The sequence below is a fragment of the Colwellia sp. 6_MG-2023 genome (assembly GCF_030547765.1).
GTDB lineage: Bacteria > Pseudomonadota > Gammaproteobacteria > Enterobacterales > Alteromonadaceae > Colwellia.
The window spans coordinates 137,738-154,628 of the sequence record NZ_JAUOPP010000002.1 but is presented as its reverse complement, the minus strand read 5'-3'; the positions used below and the strand labels follow the sequence as shown (position 1 = coordinate 154,628).

Annotated in this window: 15 protein-coding genes; 12 read left to right on the top strand and 3 right to left on the bottom strand. The window is 34.4% G+C overall.

Annotation, left to right across the window (positions count from 1 at the left end):
- Positions 1-14 precede the first annotated feature (14 nt).
- The 4 genes from Q4503_RS02430 to prsT all read left to right on the top strand — a co-directional run bounded on the left by Q4503_RS02430 (position 15) and on the right by prsT (position 7,176).
- Positions 15-290, top strand: coding sequence for a hypothetical protein (locus Q4503_RS02430; RefSeq protein ID WP_215973515.1), 276 nt, complete (start codon positions 15-17; stop codon positions 288-290).
- Between the two features lie 281 nt (positions 291-571).
- Positions 572-2,848 carry a putative bifunctional diguanylate cyclase/phosphodiesterase gene (locus Q4503_RS02425; RefSeq protein WP_368411053.1) on the top strand — a complete coding sequence of 759 codons (2,277 nt, stop codon included), beginning with the start codon at positions 572-574 and terminating at the stop codon, positions 2,846-2,848.
- Positions 2,849-3,176: 328 nt separating this feature from the next.
- A complete protein-coding gene (locus tag Q4503_RS02420; protein WP_303601290.1) occupies positions 3,177-4,190 on the top strand; it encodes a collagen-binding domain-containing protein in 1,014 nt (337 codons plus the stop codon).
- 109 nt (positions 4,191-4,299) lie between these two features.
- Entirely contained in the window at positions 4,300-7,176 is a 2,877-nt protein-coding gene (gene prsT / locus Q4503_RS02415) for an XrtA/PEP-CTERM system TPR-repeat protein PrsT (RefSeq protein ID WP_303601289.1), read from the top strand.
- A gap of 118 nt (positions 7,177-7,294) precedes the next feature.
- Here prsT and Q4503_RS02410 read toward each other — a convergent pair whose 3' ends face one another.
- Positions 7,295-7,468, bottom strand: coding sequence for a hypothetical protein (locus tag Q4503_RS02410; RefSeq protein WP_215973512.1), 174 nt, complete (start codon positions 7,466-7,468; stop codon positions 7,295-7,297).
- A gap of 88 nt (positions 7,469-7,556) precedes the next feature.
- Between Q4503_RS02410 and Q4503_RS02405 the strand changes: the two genes are divergently transcribed.
- The 4 genes from Q4503_RS02405 to Q4503_RS02390 all read left to right on the top strand — a co-directional run bounded on the left by Q4503_RS02405 (position 7,557) and on the right by Q4503_RS02390 (position 12,152).
- Positions 7,557-8,783 (top strand): threonine/serine exporter ThrE family protein, encoded by a 1,227-nt coding sequence (locus tag Q4503_RS02405; protein WP_215973511.1) that lies wholly within the window; start codon positions 7,557-7,559, stop codon positions 8,781-8,783.
- 43 nt (positions 8,784-8,826) lie between these two features.
- On the top strand, positions 8,827-9,489 hold the full coding sequence (locus Q4503_RS02400) for a TetR/AcrR family transcriptional regulator (RefSeq protein ID WP_215973622.1): 663 nt from the start codon (positions 8,827-8,829) through the stop codon (positions 9,487-9,489).
- Positions 9,490-9,723: 234 nt separating this feature from the next.
- A complete protein-coding gene (locus Q4503_RS02395) occupies positions 9,724-11,796 on the top strand; it encodes a M13 family metallopeptidase (RefSeq protein WP_303601288.1) in 2,073 nt (690 codons plus the stop codon).
- A gap of 161 nt (positions 11,797-11,957) precedes the next feature.
- Positions 11,958-12,152, top strand: a complete 195-nt coding sequence (locus Q4503_RS02390; RefSeq protein WP_215973509.1) for a (2Fe-2S)-binding protein — start codon at positions 11,958-11,960, stop codon at positions 12,150-12,152.
- Here Q4503_RS02390 and bfr (Q4503_RS02385) read toward each other — a convergent pair.
- On the bottom strand, positions 12,149-12,616 hold the full coding sequence (gene bfr, locus Q4503_RS02385) for a bacterioferritin (RefSeq protein ID WP_215973508.1): 468 nt from the start codon (positions 12,614-12,616) through the stop codon (positions 12,149-12,151). The two genes, Q4503_RS02390 and bfr (Q4503_RS02385), sit on opposite strands and share 4 nt — an antisense overlap.
- A gap of 20 nt (positions 12,617-12,636) precedes the next feature.
- Complete coding sequence (bfr, locus tag Q4503_RS02380; protein ID WP_215973507.1) at positions 12,637-13,122, bottom strand: bacterioferritin; 486 nt, start codon at positions 13,120-13,122, stop codon at positions 12,637-12,639.
- A 329-nt stretch (positions 13,123-13,451) separates the two neighbouring features.
- Between bfr (Q4503_RS02380) and Q4503_RS02375 the strand changes: the two genes are divergently transcribed.
- The 4 genes from Q4503_RS02375 to Q4503_RS02360 are packed head-to-tail and all read left to right on the top strand — an operon-like array spanning position 13,452 to position 16,889.
- A complete protein-coding gene (locus tag Q4503_RS02375) occupies positions 13,452-14,273 on the top strand; it encodes an ABC transporter ATP-binding protein (protein ID WP_215973506.1) in 822 nt (273 codons plus the stop codon).
- Positions 14,266-15,267: an iron ABC transporter permease gene (locus Q4503_RS02370; protein ID WP_215973505.1), complete on the top strand. Its 1,002-nt coding sequence runs from the start codon at positions 14,266-14,268 to the stop codon at positions 15,265-15,267. The genes Q4503_RS02375 and Q4503_RS02370 overlap by 8 nt, the downstream gene beginning before the upstream one ends.
- A 57-nt stretch (positions 15,268-15,324) precedes the next feature.
- A complete protein-coding gene (gene cobO, locus Q4503_RS02365; protein WP_303601287.1) occupies positions 15,325-15,960 on the top strand; it encodes a cob(I)yrinic acid a,c-diamide adenosyltransferase in 636 nt (211 codons plus the stop codon).
- A 35-nt stretch (positions 15,961-15,995) separates the two neighbouring features.
- On the top strand, positions 15,996-16,889 hold the full coding sequence (locus tag Q4503_RS02360) for a cobalamin-binding protein (RefSeq protein WP_303601286.1): 894 nt from the start codon (positions 15,996-15,998) through the stop codon (positions 16,887-16,889).
- Positions 16,890-16,891: the final 2 nt, after the last annotated feature.

Here is a 16,891-nt window from a genome sequence, read left to right as displayed (position 1 = left end):
CTTAAGGTACCCCCATGCTCTTTTTTATTTTCAAACTGTTAATGTTAGCTCTTTCATATAAACTATATTTAGTAAAAAAAGAGCCTTATTTTTCAGCATTATTGTTTAGTATTCCTTTGGCTATTGTAGGATTAATTATGGGTCATGAATTAATTGGAGTATTTATTGGCAGTGCCATATTATTTGCTATAGCTTTTGTTTGTTTCTTACTTATGTCAAAACTACCGAGTGGCATGCCTGAATATAGTGTTTTAGGTGTAACAGCAATAATAATCGCATTTGTAATTTAGTCTTGAGCCGTTTTACAGCCATTACCATTTCACTATTAAAGATGACAAAATAACAGTGTACTTATGAGTACTCGAAACCACGAATTTTCCAATAAAACTTGTATAGACTTAGGCGAATAAACGAACAAAGAATCGATTTAAAATAGAACCTTCTTAAGAAAATATGTCCATATAGTTGCCCTACTGACATGAATTAATATTTAACACTAGAAATATGATTAAACTTTCATTAAGGTACTATAATAATTGATTATTTATATCATGGATGTAGGTGGAATTAAGTGTTGTTACAATATAAATCGAGTATTCTTAATTTTTTTTTGTTAACGGATAATGATGATACAAATAATAAAATACCAAATTGGCGAATAAGCGCACTGAGAATTATTCTATCTACCGTTATGTTAGTATGTTTGGCCGTTGTGTGTCATACCTTCGGCCCAGCGGTACAACTCAGTTTAATACATATCATCATCCTCTCGGTTTCATTCTTCTCAATTGTCATTACGTTGTTAATCGCTAGCTATAAATATTATAAATTCTGTGCTCACTTTTTTTTGATTACGACGGTATTAGCGAGTTTAGCAATAAATTTATTTATCACGGATCTTGAACTTGCCAAAGTAGGTTCAATGTATATGTTCGCTTGCCCTACTATTGCACTGATATTGCTGGGTTACCGATCAGCAATATGTTATGCGTTGTTAAATTTAGCACCTTTTTTCATGATTATTTACAATGTTGATTTATCAATACTTTTCAGCCCACCTGAGCAATTACCCAATACAAACTGGTATATAATGGGCGTTATCTTCGCCTTTTATAATATTTGTATACCGCTTGCTGTGGCCCGTACCAGTGTCGCTGCTAAACGCTTAAATCAATCAATTCAAGACTCGAATACTCACTTAACCGCCAAAAATGAACTCTATAGAACTTTCTTTTCTCATTATTATAAGCCTAAAGTTATTCTTAGCGAAAAAGGCGAGATTATCGATCTTAATGAACAAGCTAAAATTTTATTTACTATAGAGTTAAACACCCAGACTACGAATGAACATCTATCAACTTTATTACCTAAATTAACAAGCAACGACCACAAAGACCAATTAATACAAATTAAAGATTCATATCATCGAGTCACTAAACAAAATGTGGTCAACTCAACCTACACGGTGTATGAATTTTCAGACTGTACACAAGAGCAAAAAATAAAGAAAAATTTAATTTCAATAGAAGAAAAATATAAGCGTTTACGCTATACCGATTCACAAACCAATTTACCAAATAAAGACTGGTTTGAACGCCAATGCGAAAGTTTAGCTATTAAAAAATCTGCAGGTTTTTATATTATTGTTATTCAAAGTGCCAATAATGATTATGTAAATTTAAAGTTTGGCGAATCCGATTTTCGCACACTTACTATCGCGGCATATAAACGTATTACCGATAATATTAAAGAAATCCTGCTATGTTCAGATGCAGGGTTAGGGAAACTTGTTTTTTTAATTAATACGCCAAATGTAGAAGAGTTAGAAAAATTATTATCTCGTATAAAAAAAACATTAGATGCAGAGTACACCCTATTTAATAGTACGTTTACCCAGTCTTATTTATTTGGTATTGCGCAATTTTCTCAAGAGAATAATTCTAGTGCTAAAGTTATTGCCAATGCACAAGAAGCGTTAAAAAGTGCAGACAATATTAACGTTTTTAGCTATTACAACCAAGAAAGCTCGCAGCTATTTTTGAAAAAACATGAAATTTCAATGTTACTCGATGAAGCAATTCAATCAGCAGCACTTGATGTCTATTATCAACCCAAAGTCACTAAAGATGGTCTTTGTATTGGTTTAGAAGCACTTGCTAGATGGAATAGTCCTGTACTTGGTGTTGTGCCTCCTGATACTTTTATTCCTGTAGCAGAAGAATATAGATTAATTTGCCCGTTAACCAATTTAATCATCCAAAAAGTATGCGCGCAAATACAAAAGTGGAATCAAAGTGGGTTCGATGTAGTGCCAATTGCAATTAACTTATCACCTTTTGATTTTAACCAAAAAGATTTTGTCTCAAATTTAATACGCTATTTAGCCGACTTCAATGTTAAGCCCGATCAAATTGAATTAGAAATAACAGAAACAGCGTTAGAAGAAAACAACACTAATGCCCTTAAAATTATTCAAAGTCTTCAATCTTGGGGATTTATTATATCTATTGATGATTTTGGTACTGGTTATTCAAATATAGCGCGATTAGCTGATTACCCAATCAATAAATTAAAGTTAGACAGATCATTAACGAATATGATTACTACGTCAAAACGACACTATAATTTAGTAAAAGCTGTTCATGCTATGTGTCGCTCACTTAATATAAAATGCGTATCTGAAGGTATAGAAAAAAGAGAGTATATAGCTTCACTAGCTGATATGGGCTCAGAAGAGTTTCAAGGTTATTATTTTGCAAGACCAATGACAGCAAGTGATTTTTACTTATACACTCAACAAAATGGATTATTTTTTAATGGTGAAAAAGTGGAAAACTTACCTAGTTAATTTATCGCTAGGCCCAGTTATATTCCTAATATAAAAAATAAAGCTTTAATCTACATTTATTTCCTATTGAGCTATACTAAGCTTATAATGGTAATATAAGTTGATAATATTTACGTTATCACTGTCAGTTATATTTACAAATAAATAAGATGACACATAAAAAACATTTGTACAGCCCTAATAACACTATAGTTTTATATCTTGGCTTGATTTGTGCCTAATGCTTATTATCGTAAATCATTTTATCTAGTAGTTAAATTTAGATATATATTAGTTCTAGCGTAATGCTTATTTTATTAATTACGCTTTATATGAAAAGTAGGTTGTTATGAAAAAATTTATTTCTATACTTTCAGGTTTATTCCTTTTAGCCTCAGTAACGGCAAATGCGAGTGAGTTTATCCTGAATGAATATAATGTAATCACTATTGAGGACTTTGAAGGTCTCGGGGGGACGCATGTTGACGGTAAGACTTTTGTCGGTGGTAACTATACAGGTCTAAAAAGTGATTTCGGTCAAAGACTAGACCAAAATTCACGTTCAGACATTACTGCATTAACTGTTGCGGGTTCAATAAACGCACAAGTTGGTGTTTATGTACATGATACCGTATTAAGCTCGGAAAAAAACATCGTAACGGCAGCAATAAATTCTAATCAAGTGCTCATTAATAGTACATTAATAGATTCAAAGATCGATAACGTTAAGTTAACAACAGGTTTAGATGCAATTAAAGCAGATTACAAAGCTCAGTTAGAAAATTCTTCTGCATATTTTTCTTCGCTAGCCGCTAATAGTAAAATAGAGACAAATGGAAATAACAAAACATTTGCAATTGATAAAGGATTGAATACTGACAATGATATTGCAGTATTTACATTAGATGGCTCTACGAATATATTTGATTTAAACAATCTGAGTCTAAGTATGACGGGAGACAATGCAAATGATCTTGCTTATATTGTCATTAATGTACCTGGAAATGATGTATCAATGTTAAATAATTCAAATATGAATTTTGATAAGAATAAATTTGGCTCTAAAATCATTTGGAATTTCTATGAAGCCGAAGTCATTACATTAAACGCTCAAAATTTTGTTGGTGCTTTACTAGCCCCTTATGCAACAGTTACTCAAACAGGTGGGAATATTGATGGCGCTGTAGGTGTTTTATCATTAATCACTAATGCAGAAATACATTTAGCGACTAATGTTGATGTTACAGTTCCTGCCCCTTCAGCTGGAAGACCTGTCACTCAAGTACCTGAGCCGAGCTCAATAGTACTTATGCTGCTTGCAATGACTGGCTTGATCTATCAACGTAAAAAGTTAAACGTTTGATTTTTTATGTTAACTCGTTAGATAATAAAACGGAGCTTTTTAGCTCCGTTTTAGATCTTAGCTTTAGATATAAAATAACTATGACTACATTTAAAATAAAGGAAATATTTTGACCTCATTAAAACAGCTAATATTGAAACCTATGAAGTTAATTAAACGTAACTTTTTTTTATTATATAAACGAAACTTATTAATCGTTGTATTTAGTAGTCTGCTTTCCCCACTTAGTTATGCTAGCGTCGATCCAAAAACTTATGAAGATGCGTTAACAAGCTTTCATGATGGTGATTATGCAACATCAATTATCCACCTTAAAAATATATTATCAATTGATAGTTCGCATTTACCTTCTCGTGTACTAATGGCTGAAAATTTATTAGCTCAAGGTAAAGGGGCATTAGCCGAGATAGAGCTTAATTTTTCTAAACAAGAAGGCGCTGCTATTCGTTTATTGGCCCCTTTATACGCTAAGGCTTATTTGCTACAAAATAAATTCGATCAAGTTTTAAGTTTACCTATAGAGCCACAAACCAGTGATACCTATCAAAGTACAATGTTAACCTTTCATGGTTTTGCGTTAACAGGTGACAATCAACTCAAGGAAGCACGAAATAAATTCAATAAAGCGCTAAAGTTAAGTCCTTATAATACCGAGGCTTTTATTGGCAAAACTAAGGTGGCTTTAAAAGAGCTCAACTTTGATGAAGCAATTGAATTAATTAATCATACATTAACAATTGACCCAAATAATATCCAGGCACTGTTAATGGGAGCCATAACTTATAAGCAACTTAAAAAGGATAAGTTAGCTTTAGAGTATATAACACAGCTATTAACTTATGAGCCTAATAATTATTCAGCTTTATTAGTTCGAGCTACTTTATTAATGAATATGCAAAAACATGATTCAGCAATATCCGATATTGATAAAATTGTTGAGGTTCTACCTAATGAACCTATTGCCAATTATATTAAGTTATTATCAGCTCAAGCAAGTGAGCAATCGCAATTAACGATAGAAATAAAAAAACGTTTAGATACCGTTATGATGGCTATTCCTGAGGAAGTGATGGATGAACAACCCATTTATTACTTTTTAAAAGGATTAATAAGCTTTCAAAACAATGCTATGGAAGCCGCGGAAAAAGCCTTTATTAAATATAATAAAATAGCCCCTAATGATCCTCAGGTATTAAAGCTACTTGCGCGTACCGAACTTGCTTTAGGTAATAGTTATGTTGCCCGTAAGTATCTAGTGAAAGCTTATTTGAACGATGATAACGACCGCGAATCATGGGCATTGCTAGGCCAAGCTAACTTAATGACAGGAAATATAAATGAAGCAGAATTTTATTTTGATAAAGTGATGACTGCATTTCCTAATGAATTGCAACCGCGTATAGATTTAGCAAAGTTATTACTGTTAAAAGGTGATTACACAAAAATAGTCACAGTATTAAGTGAAGTACTTGATGAAGATTCAACCATTCGCAATGAAACTAACGACGACTTAAATTTTGAATTATTACTTTTGTTAGCGAGAGCCTATCAAGAAAGCAATCAACTTCAAGCCGGTTTAAATATCAGCGCTGTATTAATAAAAAACTACCCTAATAATTCTAGTGTTAATCAAATTCACGCAACCTTATTAGGTTTATCAGGATATTTACCTCAAGCTAAACAGTTTTTAGAAAAAGCGTACGCACTCGATAATAATAACAATCAGGCCGTTATTCACTTAGCTAGAATTGATGCGTTACAAGGTAATATTGATATTGCCGTTGAACGTATAAAAACTCAATTAATGCAAAATAATAACAGTGATTTAATGGTCGAGTTAGGCGATATTCACTATTACGCTGAAAATATATCAGAAGCTCTGGTTTGGTATCAAAAAGCATTATCTCAAAATCAAGATAATGTCATCGCACTTGAAAAAATAGTAAGGCATTATGAGAGAAATAAAGCGTTAACAAAAGCACTCGATATTGTGAATAACTATTTAGATACACACAATGACAATAGCAACATACATTTATTAGCGTCTAACTTATATATTCAAAACAGACAGCATGAAAAAGCGATAAGTGCAATGGATTTGGCGTTAAAGCATACGCAAAACAAACCTCCTGTTTTATTTAAACAAGCAAAAATGTACACTTATTTGGGTAAAAAAGATCTAGCTAAAAAAAGCTTAGAGCATGCTATCTCTATTGATAAGAGCCTATTTGAAGCATACCAACTACTCATACAGCTATATAATCAAGATAATGAAAAGAATACTGCGCTTGCGTTGGTAAATAAGTTAGATCCTCAATTATTCCCCGTTTATTTAATCGAGCAATTTAAAGGCTCAATTTATATGAGCAAAGATAATAAACAAGCCCTTGGCTTTTATCAGAATTCATATCAAGCACAACCGAATAAACCTGCTTTATTAGGCCTATACTCTTTGTATACAGCGCAGAAACAGTATGCTGACATTGATACCTTACTTACGTTATGGCTCAGCAATAACCCGAACGATCTTGAAATAACCCTAGCGCTTGCTGAAAACTATAAACGTAGTGGTCAGTTAGATAAATCAATAGACTTTTATGATAAACACTTAGCTAATAACCCTAAAAATATCGCCTTATTAAATAATGCAGCTTTAGCCAATTTAACTGTCAATAATATAGAAAAAGCACATAACTTAGCTCGGCGTGCATTTAAAATATCGCCAGACAATGTAAATATTATAGATACTAATGCATTAGTTGAGCTAGCTTTAGGCAACTATAATAAGGCATTATCTTTACTTAGGCAGGCGAATATATTGGATTATAATAATGCTGAAATTAAGTATCACTTAGCCTTAACGTTAGATAAGTTAGATAGAAGAAAAGAAGCCTTAAGCTATCTAAAAGAGAGCTTGTCAACTGATAAACCTTTTACGGAAAAAGCTAAAGCAAAGGCTTTATTTTCAGCATGGCAACAACAATAGTTTAACGAGTAGTTATATTATTGGTAGCCCGCCTTTTATTTCATCACAAAAGCAGCGCGGCTTTCTCCTTCTTATAAAATTAACACAACAACTAAACGTAGTTGTTGTGTGTTCTGCGCTAAAGCATCTCTTTAATAATAGCGCCAACTAAAATCATAAAAACAAGTATCCAACTTACTTTACTAAACCTGGCTTGTTGTTCATTACTCATTGGGCTACCAAATCTTTCTCCGAGTATGACCATAAGTGCAACAACACCAAACACACACGCAAGAATAATGAATAAAGTCATATATATCCTTCAAATTTTACAATTGCTAATTACTAAAAATACATTAACATAGCACACAAGCTTTATTTACCTTTATTACTCTAATTATATGACACCTGCAGATGATTTTTATCAAAAACGTCGATTTATCATCCAACTTGGGAAGGCTCTTCACAAGTTAGGCTCTACAGCATATCGCTTAGAGGATAATTTACTCTCCATTGCGCACTTTTTAGATATTCGTGCTTCATTTATGGTTACTCCTACGGCATTAACTTTTATTTTATCTGATGAGGAAGATGAGCATCAATACAATCACTTAGTTCGCGTGGCGCCTGGCGAAATAGATTTGGGGTCTTTAGCACGTATTGATGAATTAGTAGACGAGTTAACCAGCGGTGAAAGAACGCTAGATGAAGCTATTGAACGTTTAAAAGAAGTCAATTCAAAGCCCCCTCCGTATGGTTTTTTGTTAACTTTTTTAGCTTTTGGTGCCTCAAGCGGTGCTTTTGCAATGTTAATGCACACAAGTTGGCATGATGTTTTCTGGTCAACTATATTAGGTTTTGTTGTTTTCTCATTTGTAATGTGGGCTGAGCGTTCACGTCGTGTCACCGAAATGCTAGAGCCAATGGCGGCATTAACAACCTCCTTATTAGCCTCTTTGATTTCAATATTTGATCCTAGTATTAATATACCTATGGTTATTCTTTCCAGTATTATATCTTTTATTCCTGGTTTATCGTTAACAGTTGGCTTATCTGAATTAGCAGCAAGGCACTTAATGTCAGGGACAGCACGTATAATGGATGGTGCTATGGTACTGTTCAAACTTTATTTTGGCGCTGTTTTGGGCATGGCATTAGGTAATTTAATGTGGGGAGAAGTCACCTTTATTCCTCCTGAAACTATGCCTGTTTGGACGTCATGGTTAGCCGTCACGACTCTGACTATTTCATTAGTTATTTTATTTAAAGTACGATTAAAAGATGCGCCATGGGGTATGATTGCCGGTTACATTTCTTTTGGCGTAAGTATTTGGGCTACTAGCTATCTAGGAGTCGCTTTAGGAGCTTTTGTTGGAGCTTTTGCCTTAGGAATTTATAGTAATTTATTTTCTCGAATTATGAATTTACCTTCTTCTATAGTGCGCTTACTGGGACTGGTTGTGTTAGTCCCTGGTAGTAAAGTTTATATTGGACTCAACAGCTTAGTTTCAGGAAAGCAAATGTTAGATGTGACTGACTTAGGCTCGCAAACATTCCTTATTTTTATGTCCTTAGTTGCGGGGATTATTTTTTCAAATGTAGCTATTCCTCATAGAAAAACACTATAGCGGTAACCTTTTTAAAGCACACACAATAGAAACTTAAATAATGATGAAAAAAAACAATCCAACTATTGATAGTAAAAATTCAACTTATCATCATGGTGACTTACAGAGTAGCTTACTTGCGACCGCAACAGCGATGATATCAGAAGATGGTATTGAAACCTTATCATTGAGAAAACTCGCTGAACGTATTGGTGTATCACGCACCGCGGCATATCATCACTTTACAGATAAAAATGACTTGCTCTCAGCTATCGCTGCACAAGGCTTTATTAGTTGGAAAGCTCAAGCAGAAGAAATATTTAATAATAATATGCTAACCGATCAAGAAAAATATCATACATTTGTTCATTTTTATGTACGCTTTGCCACACAAAACTCGGCGATTTATCGATTAATGTTTGGCAGTACATTATGGAAAAAAACAGAAAAAACGAATGAAACAAAAGGCAATAACGGCTCAAAAGGAACACAAAAACTTATTGATGTTGCCTATCCTAGCTTTCAGTATCAAGTTGAAATGACACAACTTTGGCAACAAAAAGGCATATTACCAAAGTCACATAATTCACTACGTTTAGCACAGGTTGCTTGGGCAACCTTACACGGAATAGCACAACTGGTTATTGACGGTATTTATGGTGATGCCAGCCAAATTGATGAAATGTGTCAATGTGCTGTTGAGCTACTTACCTCTCAGAAAGAATAAAACTCGTATTCTATCCTATAAAGCCCACCAATCACCCTAATGGCACTAGTATAATCTGCATAAATTGTTTATAAACTTAGCATAAATTTATTATGTAAATAGATGTGTTCTGAACTGGAGTTTGAACGAATTCTTTCGTAGTATTAGTTAGGCATGTTTTTCAGATACTTATTTTCCACTTTACAATATAAATTGAACAACATGATTATTAAAAACATAAATGAGAGTTAATAAATGAAAGCAATTATAACTGGCGCAGTTTGTACTTCTTTACTGATACTAAGTGGCTGTAGCAACAGCAACATGAATCAATCTGAAGTTCAAAAAAGTATGGAAGCTCCACAAAAAACAGCCTTAGCTTCTGGTATTGAACAAAAAAACATGGATAAAAGTGTACGTCCACAAGATAACTTTTACCGCTACATCAATGGCGGTTGGATGAAGAGTCACACAATTCCTGGTGATAAAACTGCAATCGGTTCATTTTACGACTTACGTGATAAAGCAGACGAAGATGTAAAAGCTATTATTGAAGAACTTGCAGCTACGAGCGGTTTAAAAGTAGGCTCTGACGAACAAAAAGTTGCTGATTTATTCCGCTCTTATATGGATAGCGAAAAGCGTAATGCTGACGGTATCGCCCCTATTCAATCAATCTTGTCTGCGATTAACACTATTGAAACTAAAGATGACTTAGCCACCTTTTTTGGTGCCTATTCAACAGTTGGTATCAATAACCCACTAGCTTTATATATTAGTATTGACGCTAAAGACTCTGCAAGCTACGCCGCCCATATTTGGCAAAATGGTTTAAATTTACCAGATAGAGATTACTACTTTAATGATGCTGAACGGTTTGTAAAATTACGTAGCGGCTATATTACACATATTGAAAATATGTATAACTTAGCAGGTCTAAGCAACGCAAAAGATGCTGCTAAAAATATCATGGAATTAGAAACTAACCTAGCTGAGCATCACTGGACTCCTGTACAAAACCGTGACAGCGAAAAAACATATAACAAACTAGCAACAAGCAGCTTAGATACCCTTACCAATAAATTTAATTGGCAGGCTTTTTTAGCAGCTGAAGGGGTTGCAACACAAAAAGATATTATTATTAACCAACCTGATTTTATTAAAGGCTTTGGTGAAGTATTCGAACAAACTTCTATCGACGTTTGGAAACAATATTTAACATTTAATACATTAAGCGCTTTTGCAAGTTATTTAACTGCTGACTTAGATAATGAAGATTTTGACTTTTTCTCTAAGCAACTTAGTGGTAGAGAAGAACAACGCCCGCAATGGAAACGTGGCGTGAGTGTAGTAAATGGTAATTTAGGTGAAGTTATTGGTAAAGTGTACGTAACTCGTCATTTTACACCTCAAGCTAAAGCTCGCATGAGTGAATTAGTAGAAAATTTACGTAATGCTTATGGTTCAAGTATTGACGATCTAACGTGGATGTCTGCCGACACGAAAAAAGCAGCCCATGTAAAATTAGCGGCCTTCACTCCTAAAATTGGCTACCCTGACCAATGGGAAGATTATTCAGCGTTAACTATTAAATCAGATGATTTAGTAGGTAACGTTATTCGCTCACGTAAAATATCAAATAATAAAGAAATCGCTAAACTAGGTGGCCCAATCCATAAATGGGAATGGCATATGACACCACAAACAGTTAATGCTTATTATAATCCGCCGGCTAACGAAATTGTTTTTCCTGCCGCTATTTTACAAGCACCATTCTTTAATATGGAAGCTGACGATGCCGTAAACTACGGTGGTATTGGTGCAGTTATTGGTCATGAAATGGGTCATGGTTTTGATGATCAAGGTAGTAAATATGACGCCAAAGGTAACTTACGTAATTGGTGGACAGAACAAGACCTTAAAGAGTTTGCTGCTCGCACTAAGGCCTTAGTAGATCAATATGCTGCTTATCAAGTATTTGATGATTTAAACGTAAATGGTGAATTAACTTTAGGCGAAAATATTGGTGATTTATCAGGTGTAACTATTGCGTATAAAGCGTATAAAGCATCATTAAATGGTAAAGAAGCACCTGTAATTGATGGCTTAACGGGTGATCAACGTTTCTTTATGGGTTATGCTCAAATTTGGCGTTCTAAAATTGTTGAAAAATCAATGCGTAACCGCGTAGCAACAGACCCTCATTCACCAGGTGAATTCCGTGCTTTAGGTTCGCTTTCAAACATGAATGAATTCTACGAAGCATTCGATGTGAAAGAAGGTGATGCAATGTATATAGCACCAGAAAAACGCGTTAAAATTTGGTAATATAGACTTCATACCTTAAATAAAAAAAGCAGCTTTAGCTGCTTTTTTTATGGAATATAAAACATAATACTAAATAAAAACCACAAACCTTATTGATAATCACTCTTGTTTACATTACTATATCAACATTGATTTTAATTAAAGTATTTTTGGTATTACTTATGTATGTCTGTTTGTGTCTTGGCGTAACCGACACCCAAATTAAAGCCGCTGTGGACAACGGTGCTCACACCATGAAACAATTAACAAGTGAATTAAAAATTGGTTCACAGTGTGGGAAATGTTGCCAATGCAGTAAAAGTATTCTGAATGATAAATTAGTACAAATTGCAGAAACTGAGGCCTTTGTTGCTTAATTCATCATTGTTTGTAGGTAATTTTCTAACCCTACATTCGTAATTAAATATTGCTGCTCTTCAATCCAGTCTATTTGTGTTTCAACACTTTCTAATAAGCTTTCAGCACAATCCCTACTAATATAATCTTGCTGCAGTTCACATGACTCAATTAATTCTTGTAGTACTGAACGAGATTTATGCTCTAATGCTATATTCGCTTGAAGTATTTCAGTTGTTTCCTCACCAATATGTAATCGACCGAGATCTTGTAGGTTAGGTAAACCTTCTAAAAAAAGAATGCGTTCAATTAACGAATCAGCCTGCTTCATTTTTTTAATTGATGTTTTATAATCCGCTTTGTTTAATTGCTCCAACCCCCAGTTCTTATACATTCTGGCATGTAAAAAATACTGATTAATTGCAATCAACTCAACCGCAAGTGCTTTGTTTAACAAAGCAATAATACCTTTATCCCCTTTCATAATAAAACCCTCTTGTTAGTTTATCCACCTAGGTGATTACCCATATGTGATTGAATATAATTATTTAGTCCAATCTTATCAATTAGCCCTATTTGTCTTTCAAGCCAATAAACATGATCTTCCTCAGTATCTTCCAAGAGTTTTTCTAACATAATTCTGCTTTGGTAATCTCCTTCAGCTTCACATAATTTAATACTTTCTTTAAGTCCTGCCACAACCTCCATTTCTAAAATAAGATCATTTTTTAACATTGAACTAACATCATCACCAATAAGTAAATCACGACGATCTGATAAATTAGGTACTCCTTCAAGAAATAAAATACGTTTTATTAGTGCATCAGCATGAGTAAGCTCTTCTTGCATTTCATGCTCTAATTGGTCATATAGCTTATCTAAGCCCCAATCTTGATACATACGAGAGTGGATAAAATATTGATCGATCGAGGCAAGCTCGTTATGTAATAAACCATTAAGACTCGCAATAACTTTACTGTTACCTTTCATTGTTTACTCCTGAAAATATTAAACCTATCTTCAGTGTAGATGAAAAATAAGTGATAAGTGAAATTTTACCTATTTTCTTTTATTGATATTTAGACGTCTAAACCGCTAAAGCTTGCTTATTTTGTACTATCTGCGTAAACTCTCCAAATGGTTAAGGAATGAGGTGCCTTTATTTTTAATAAAGAATTCCTCCACTGTACCCGCAACTGTGATTCATAAGTTACTACCATTATTTATTGGTAATAATTTAACGATAAGTCAGATACTTAACCTTTTAATATAATTAACAAACCTTAAAAATTTTGCGTGCGGGAAAACACCAACAAACAATGTCAGTACTACTGAAAGTTCACCAGCTTCATTGGCAAGTAAACAATAAAGCCATCCTTAATAATATCTCCTTTAACGTGAGTAAGGGAGAAGTGATCGGTATTATTGGTCCAAATGGTGCTGGTAAAACGAGTTTATTGCGTTGCATTACCAATCAACAACAGCACAATAAAACCGTAGCATTATCAGGCTCCGTTCATCTAAAAAACAAAATAATTAGTGGTTATTCTGCTCGAGAATTAGCCCGAAATTTTGCCAATGTAACCCAAAAAGCAGAAGCGATTTTCTCATTAACTGTGCTCGATATTGTCAGAATGGGGTTATTACCTTTTAAAGGTTTATTTGCCATTGATAATGACCATGACAAACAACAGATAAAACTTGCGTTAGAAAAAGTGGGCTTATCTAACACAGAAAAGATGCCCTATAGTCAACTTTCCGGTGGTGAACAACAACGTGTCCTGATTGCTAGAGCGCTAGTACAAAAGGCACAAATACTTATTTTAGATGAACCAACCAATCATCTTGATGTTTATTATCAGCACCAAGTATTAAATCTAGTTAATCAATTAAATATAACGGTAATCATGACAGTCCACGATCTGAATTTGGCCAGTCAGTATTGCCAACGATTATTATTATTAGAGCAAGGTAAATTGATTGCTGATGGCACACCTGAGCAAGTATTAACACAGACCCAGTTAAGTAAAGTTTTTAGATTACCATGCTCAATCATAAAAGATGATTTACAACATAAACCTCGTGTATTTTTCTCGTTACCAGAACAACAAACAATCAATTTAAGGAATAAAAATGACTAGATCATACTTCATTGTTATCTCCTTAATTATTTTCACCTTGCTCTCAGCTATCGCAGGTTTAAGTTATGGACCAGCAGATATCAATCACACTCAAATTTTTCAGTGTCTAGTGGGTAACTGCCCAGACAAAATAAGCCAAATGGTGATTTGGCAAGTCAGAATACCTAGAGTATTAGTAGGCTTAGTGGCTGGCATGGGATTAGCCATTGCAGGGGCAATTTTACAAAATACAACCCGTAACCCATTAGCCGATCCTTATTTATTTGGCATAGTATCGGGTGCAGGCTTAGGTGTAACTATTGCTAATATTTCGTTAACTAGCATTGGTTTAGAACAACAACTCGCTATTGCCCTTCCCCTTGCTGCCTTTTTGGGTGCTTTATTAGCGATAGTTATTGTGCTTATTATTGCCAAAGTATTACAGCGAATGGAACAATTATTACTTACCGGTATTGCAGTTTCATTTATGCTTGCTGCCGTGACGCAATTTATTCTTTTCTTTGGTGAGCCCTATGCTACTAATCGCGTTATTTTTTGGCTTATGGGCAGTCTAGCGCGTGTTGAGATGAGTAACTTTTATGCTATTACCGCGGTATTGCTCATCACTATTGTCATCATTACCGCCCTACATCGTCAAATTGACGCGCTCTTACTTGGTGATGAAAGTGCAGCAAGCTTAGGTATTAATGTAGATAAACTAAGATTACTCATGCTCGCTCTTTGTGCCGCTTTAACTGCTACCATTGTCGCTTATTGTGGTGGCATAGGGTTTGTAGGTTTAATGATCCCACATATTGTGCGTCAAGTATTTGGAGTCACTACATTAAAACTGATTATTGGTAGTGCCTTAATTGGTGGGATTTTTTTAATTTGGGTCGATATTATTGCCCGCTCCGCATTAGCGAATGCTGAAATTCCCATTGGTATAATAACCTCTGCTTTAGGCAGTATATTTTTCTTATTTATTATGGTTAAAACAAGAAATATTAATTAATAGTGATTACTTAAATGCTTATTTTAACGATAAAACAAACGCAAAGTGATAGATAAAATGACAGATAATAACTCAGCAAACGATTCAAAAAAGAACCTAGATCAAAAAAATGCACAACATAAAAAACGTATGCAAGCTGTGAAAGAAAAAGTTGATCAACGTATAGATAATGCTCAAGAAGAACGAGGTTTGATCATTGTTATTACTGGTAATGGCAAAGGTAAATCAACATCTGGTTTTGGTACTGTTGCTCGAGCTGTCGGTCATGGCTTAAAAGCAGCTGTTGTTCAGTACATAAAAGGTACATGGGCTTGTGGAGAGCGTTCATTATTAGAAAATGCAGGTGTTGGTTTTGACGTGATGGGAACTGGTTTTACTTGGAACACACAAGACAAAACGCAAGATATTGCCGCAGCACAACAAGTTTGGCTAAAAAACAAAAAATTATTACAAGATGAAAGTATTGATGTGGTTTTAATGGATGAATTAACCTACATGGTTGCTTATAAGTATATTGAGTTAGATGAAGTACTTGAAGCATTAAAAAACCGTCCAGTAAACCAACACGCCATTATTACAGGTAGAGGTTGTCACCGCGCTATCATTGACTTAGCAGATACTGTGAGTGAAGTGCAATCAATTAAACATGCATTTGATAACGGTATAAAAGCACAACAAGGTATTGATTGGTAGCGCATTGCTGTCAGTAATAAAGGTAAATCTACTAGATGAAAAATATAGCCCTCAAATTAATATTATTCGCTTTAATTAGCTTGAGCTTTGCAAGTATTGCTGACAGTTCACCAACCTCAAGAGCAGCACAGAAGCCTAGTATTATCGCACTTTCTCCTCATATTGTAGAAATGTTATATGACATAGGAGCAGGTGAACAAATTATCGGTACCACAACATTTGCCGACTACCCCGAGCAAGCAAAAGAGATCCCTATTGTGGGTAATTACTTACGCCTGCAAATTGAAAAATTTATTACATTACAACCTGATTATATTATCGCTTGGAAAAGTGGTAACCCAAGTGATGACATTACTCGATTAGAGCAACTCGGCTTTAACATTATCTATTCTCAACCGCATAGTTTCGAAGATATTGCGAAAGAAATGCGTGAGTTTGGTCAATTAACAGGTCATGAACAAAAAGCCAATGCTCAAGCCGAGAAACTACTTGGCCAACTCAACCTTATAAAAACTCAATACCAAAATAAACCGCCTATCACGATTTTTTACGAATTATGGTCTAAGCCATTAACCACGGTAGCGAAAGATAGTTGGCCTCAACAATTCTTGAATATTTGCCAAGCCAATAATCCGTTTGAGCAAGTGGATATAGCCTATCCCCAAGTAAATATAGAGAAAGTATTACAAGCACCTATTCAATTAATTATTCAGCCTTTATCGGCAAATCAAAGTGCTAAAGTCGGTTTCAACTGGCAAGACTGGCCAATTATACCTGCCGTTAAAAACGAACAAATAATTCAACCAAATGCTGATTCAATGCATCGTATGACGATGAGAAGCTTAACTGCCTTATCCAAACTCTGTGCCGATATAGATAAAAGCAGAGCCTTCTACCAAGCTAACACTTCAGATAAAACGTTCGAATAATT

Bases quoted from the DNA above. Each gene is read 5' to 3' on its own strand.
- Q4503_RS02430 (WP_215973515.1), top strand. From the start codon at position 15: ATGCTCTTTTTTATTTTCAAACTGTTAATGTTAGCTCTTTCATATAAA.
- Q4503_RS02420 (WP_303601290.1), top strand. From the start codon at position 3,177: ATGAAAAAATTTATTTCTATACTTTCAGGTTTATTCCTTTTAGCCTCA.
- Q4503_RS02410 (WP_215973512.1), bottom strand. From the start codon at position 7,468: ATGACTTTATTCATTATTCTTGCGTGTGTGTTTGGTGTTGTTGCACTT.
- Q4503_RS02405 (WP_215973511.1), top strand. From the start codon at position 7,557: ATGACACCTGCAGATGATTTTTATCAAAAACGTCGATTTATCATCCAA.
- Q4503_RS02400 (WP_215973622.1), top strand. From the start codon at position 8,827: ATGAAAAAAAACAATCCAACTATTGATAGTAAAAATTCAACTTATCAT.
- Q4503_RS02395 (WP_303601288.1), top strand. From the start codon at position 9,724: ATGAAAGCAATTATAACTGGCGCAGTTTGTACTTCTTTACTGATACTA.
- Q4503_RS02390 (WP_215973509.1), top strand. From the start codon at position 11,958: ATGTATGTCTGTTTGTGTCTTGGCGTAACCGACACCCAAATTAAAGCC.
- bfr (WP_215973508.1), bottom strand. From the start codon at position 12,616: ATGAAAGGGGATAAAGGTATTATTGCTTTGTTAAACAAAGCACTTGCG.
- bfr (WP_215973507.1), bottom strand. From the start codon at position 13,122: ATGAAAGGTAACAGTAAAGTTATTGCGAGTCTTAATGGTTTATTACAT.
- Q4503_RS02375 (WP_215973506.1), top strand. From the start codon at position 13,452: ATGTCAGTACTACTGAAAGTTCACCAGCTTCATTGGCAAGTAAACAAT.
- Q4503_RS02370 (WP_215973505.1), top strand. From the start codon at position 14,266: ATGACTAGATCATACTTCATTGTTATCTCCTTAATTATTTTCACCTTG.
- cobO (WP_303601287.1), top strand. From the start codon at position 15,325: ATGACAGATAATAACTCAGCAAACGATTCAAAAAAGAACCTAGATCAA.
- Q4503_RS02360 (WP_303601286.1), top strand. From the start codon at position 15,996: ATGAAAAATATAGCCCTCAAATTAATATTATTCGCTTTAATTAGCTTG.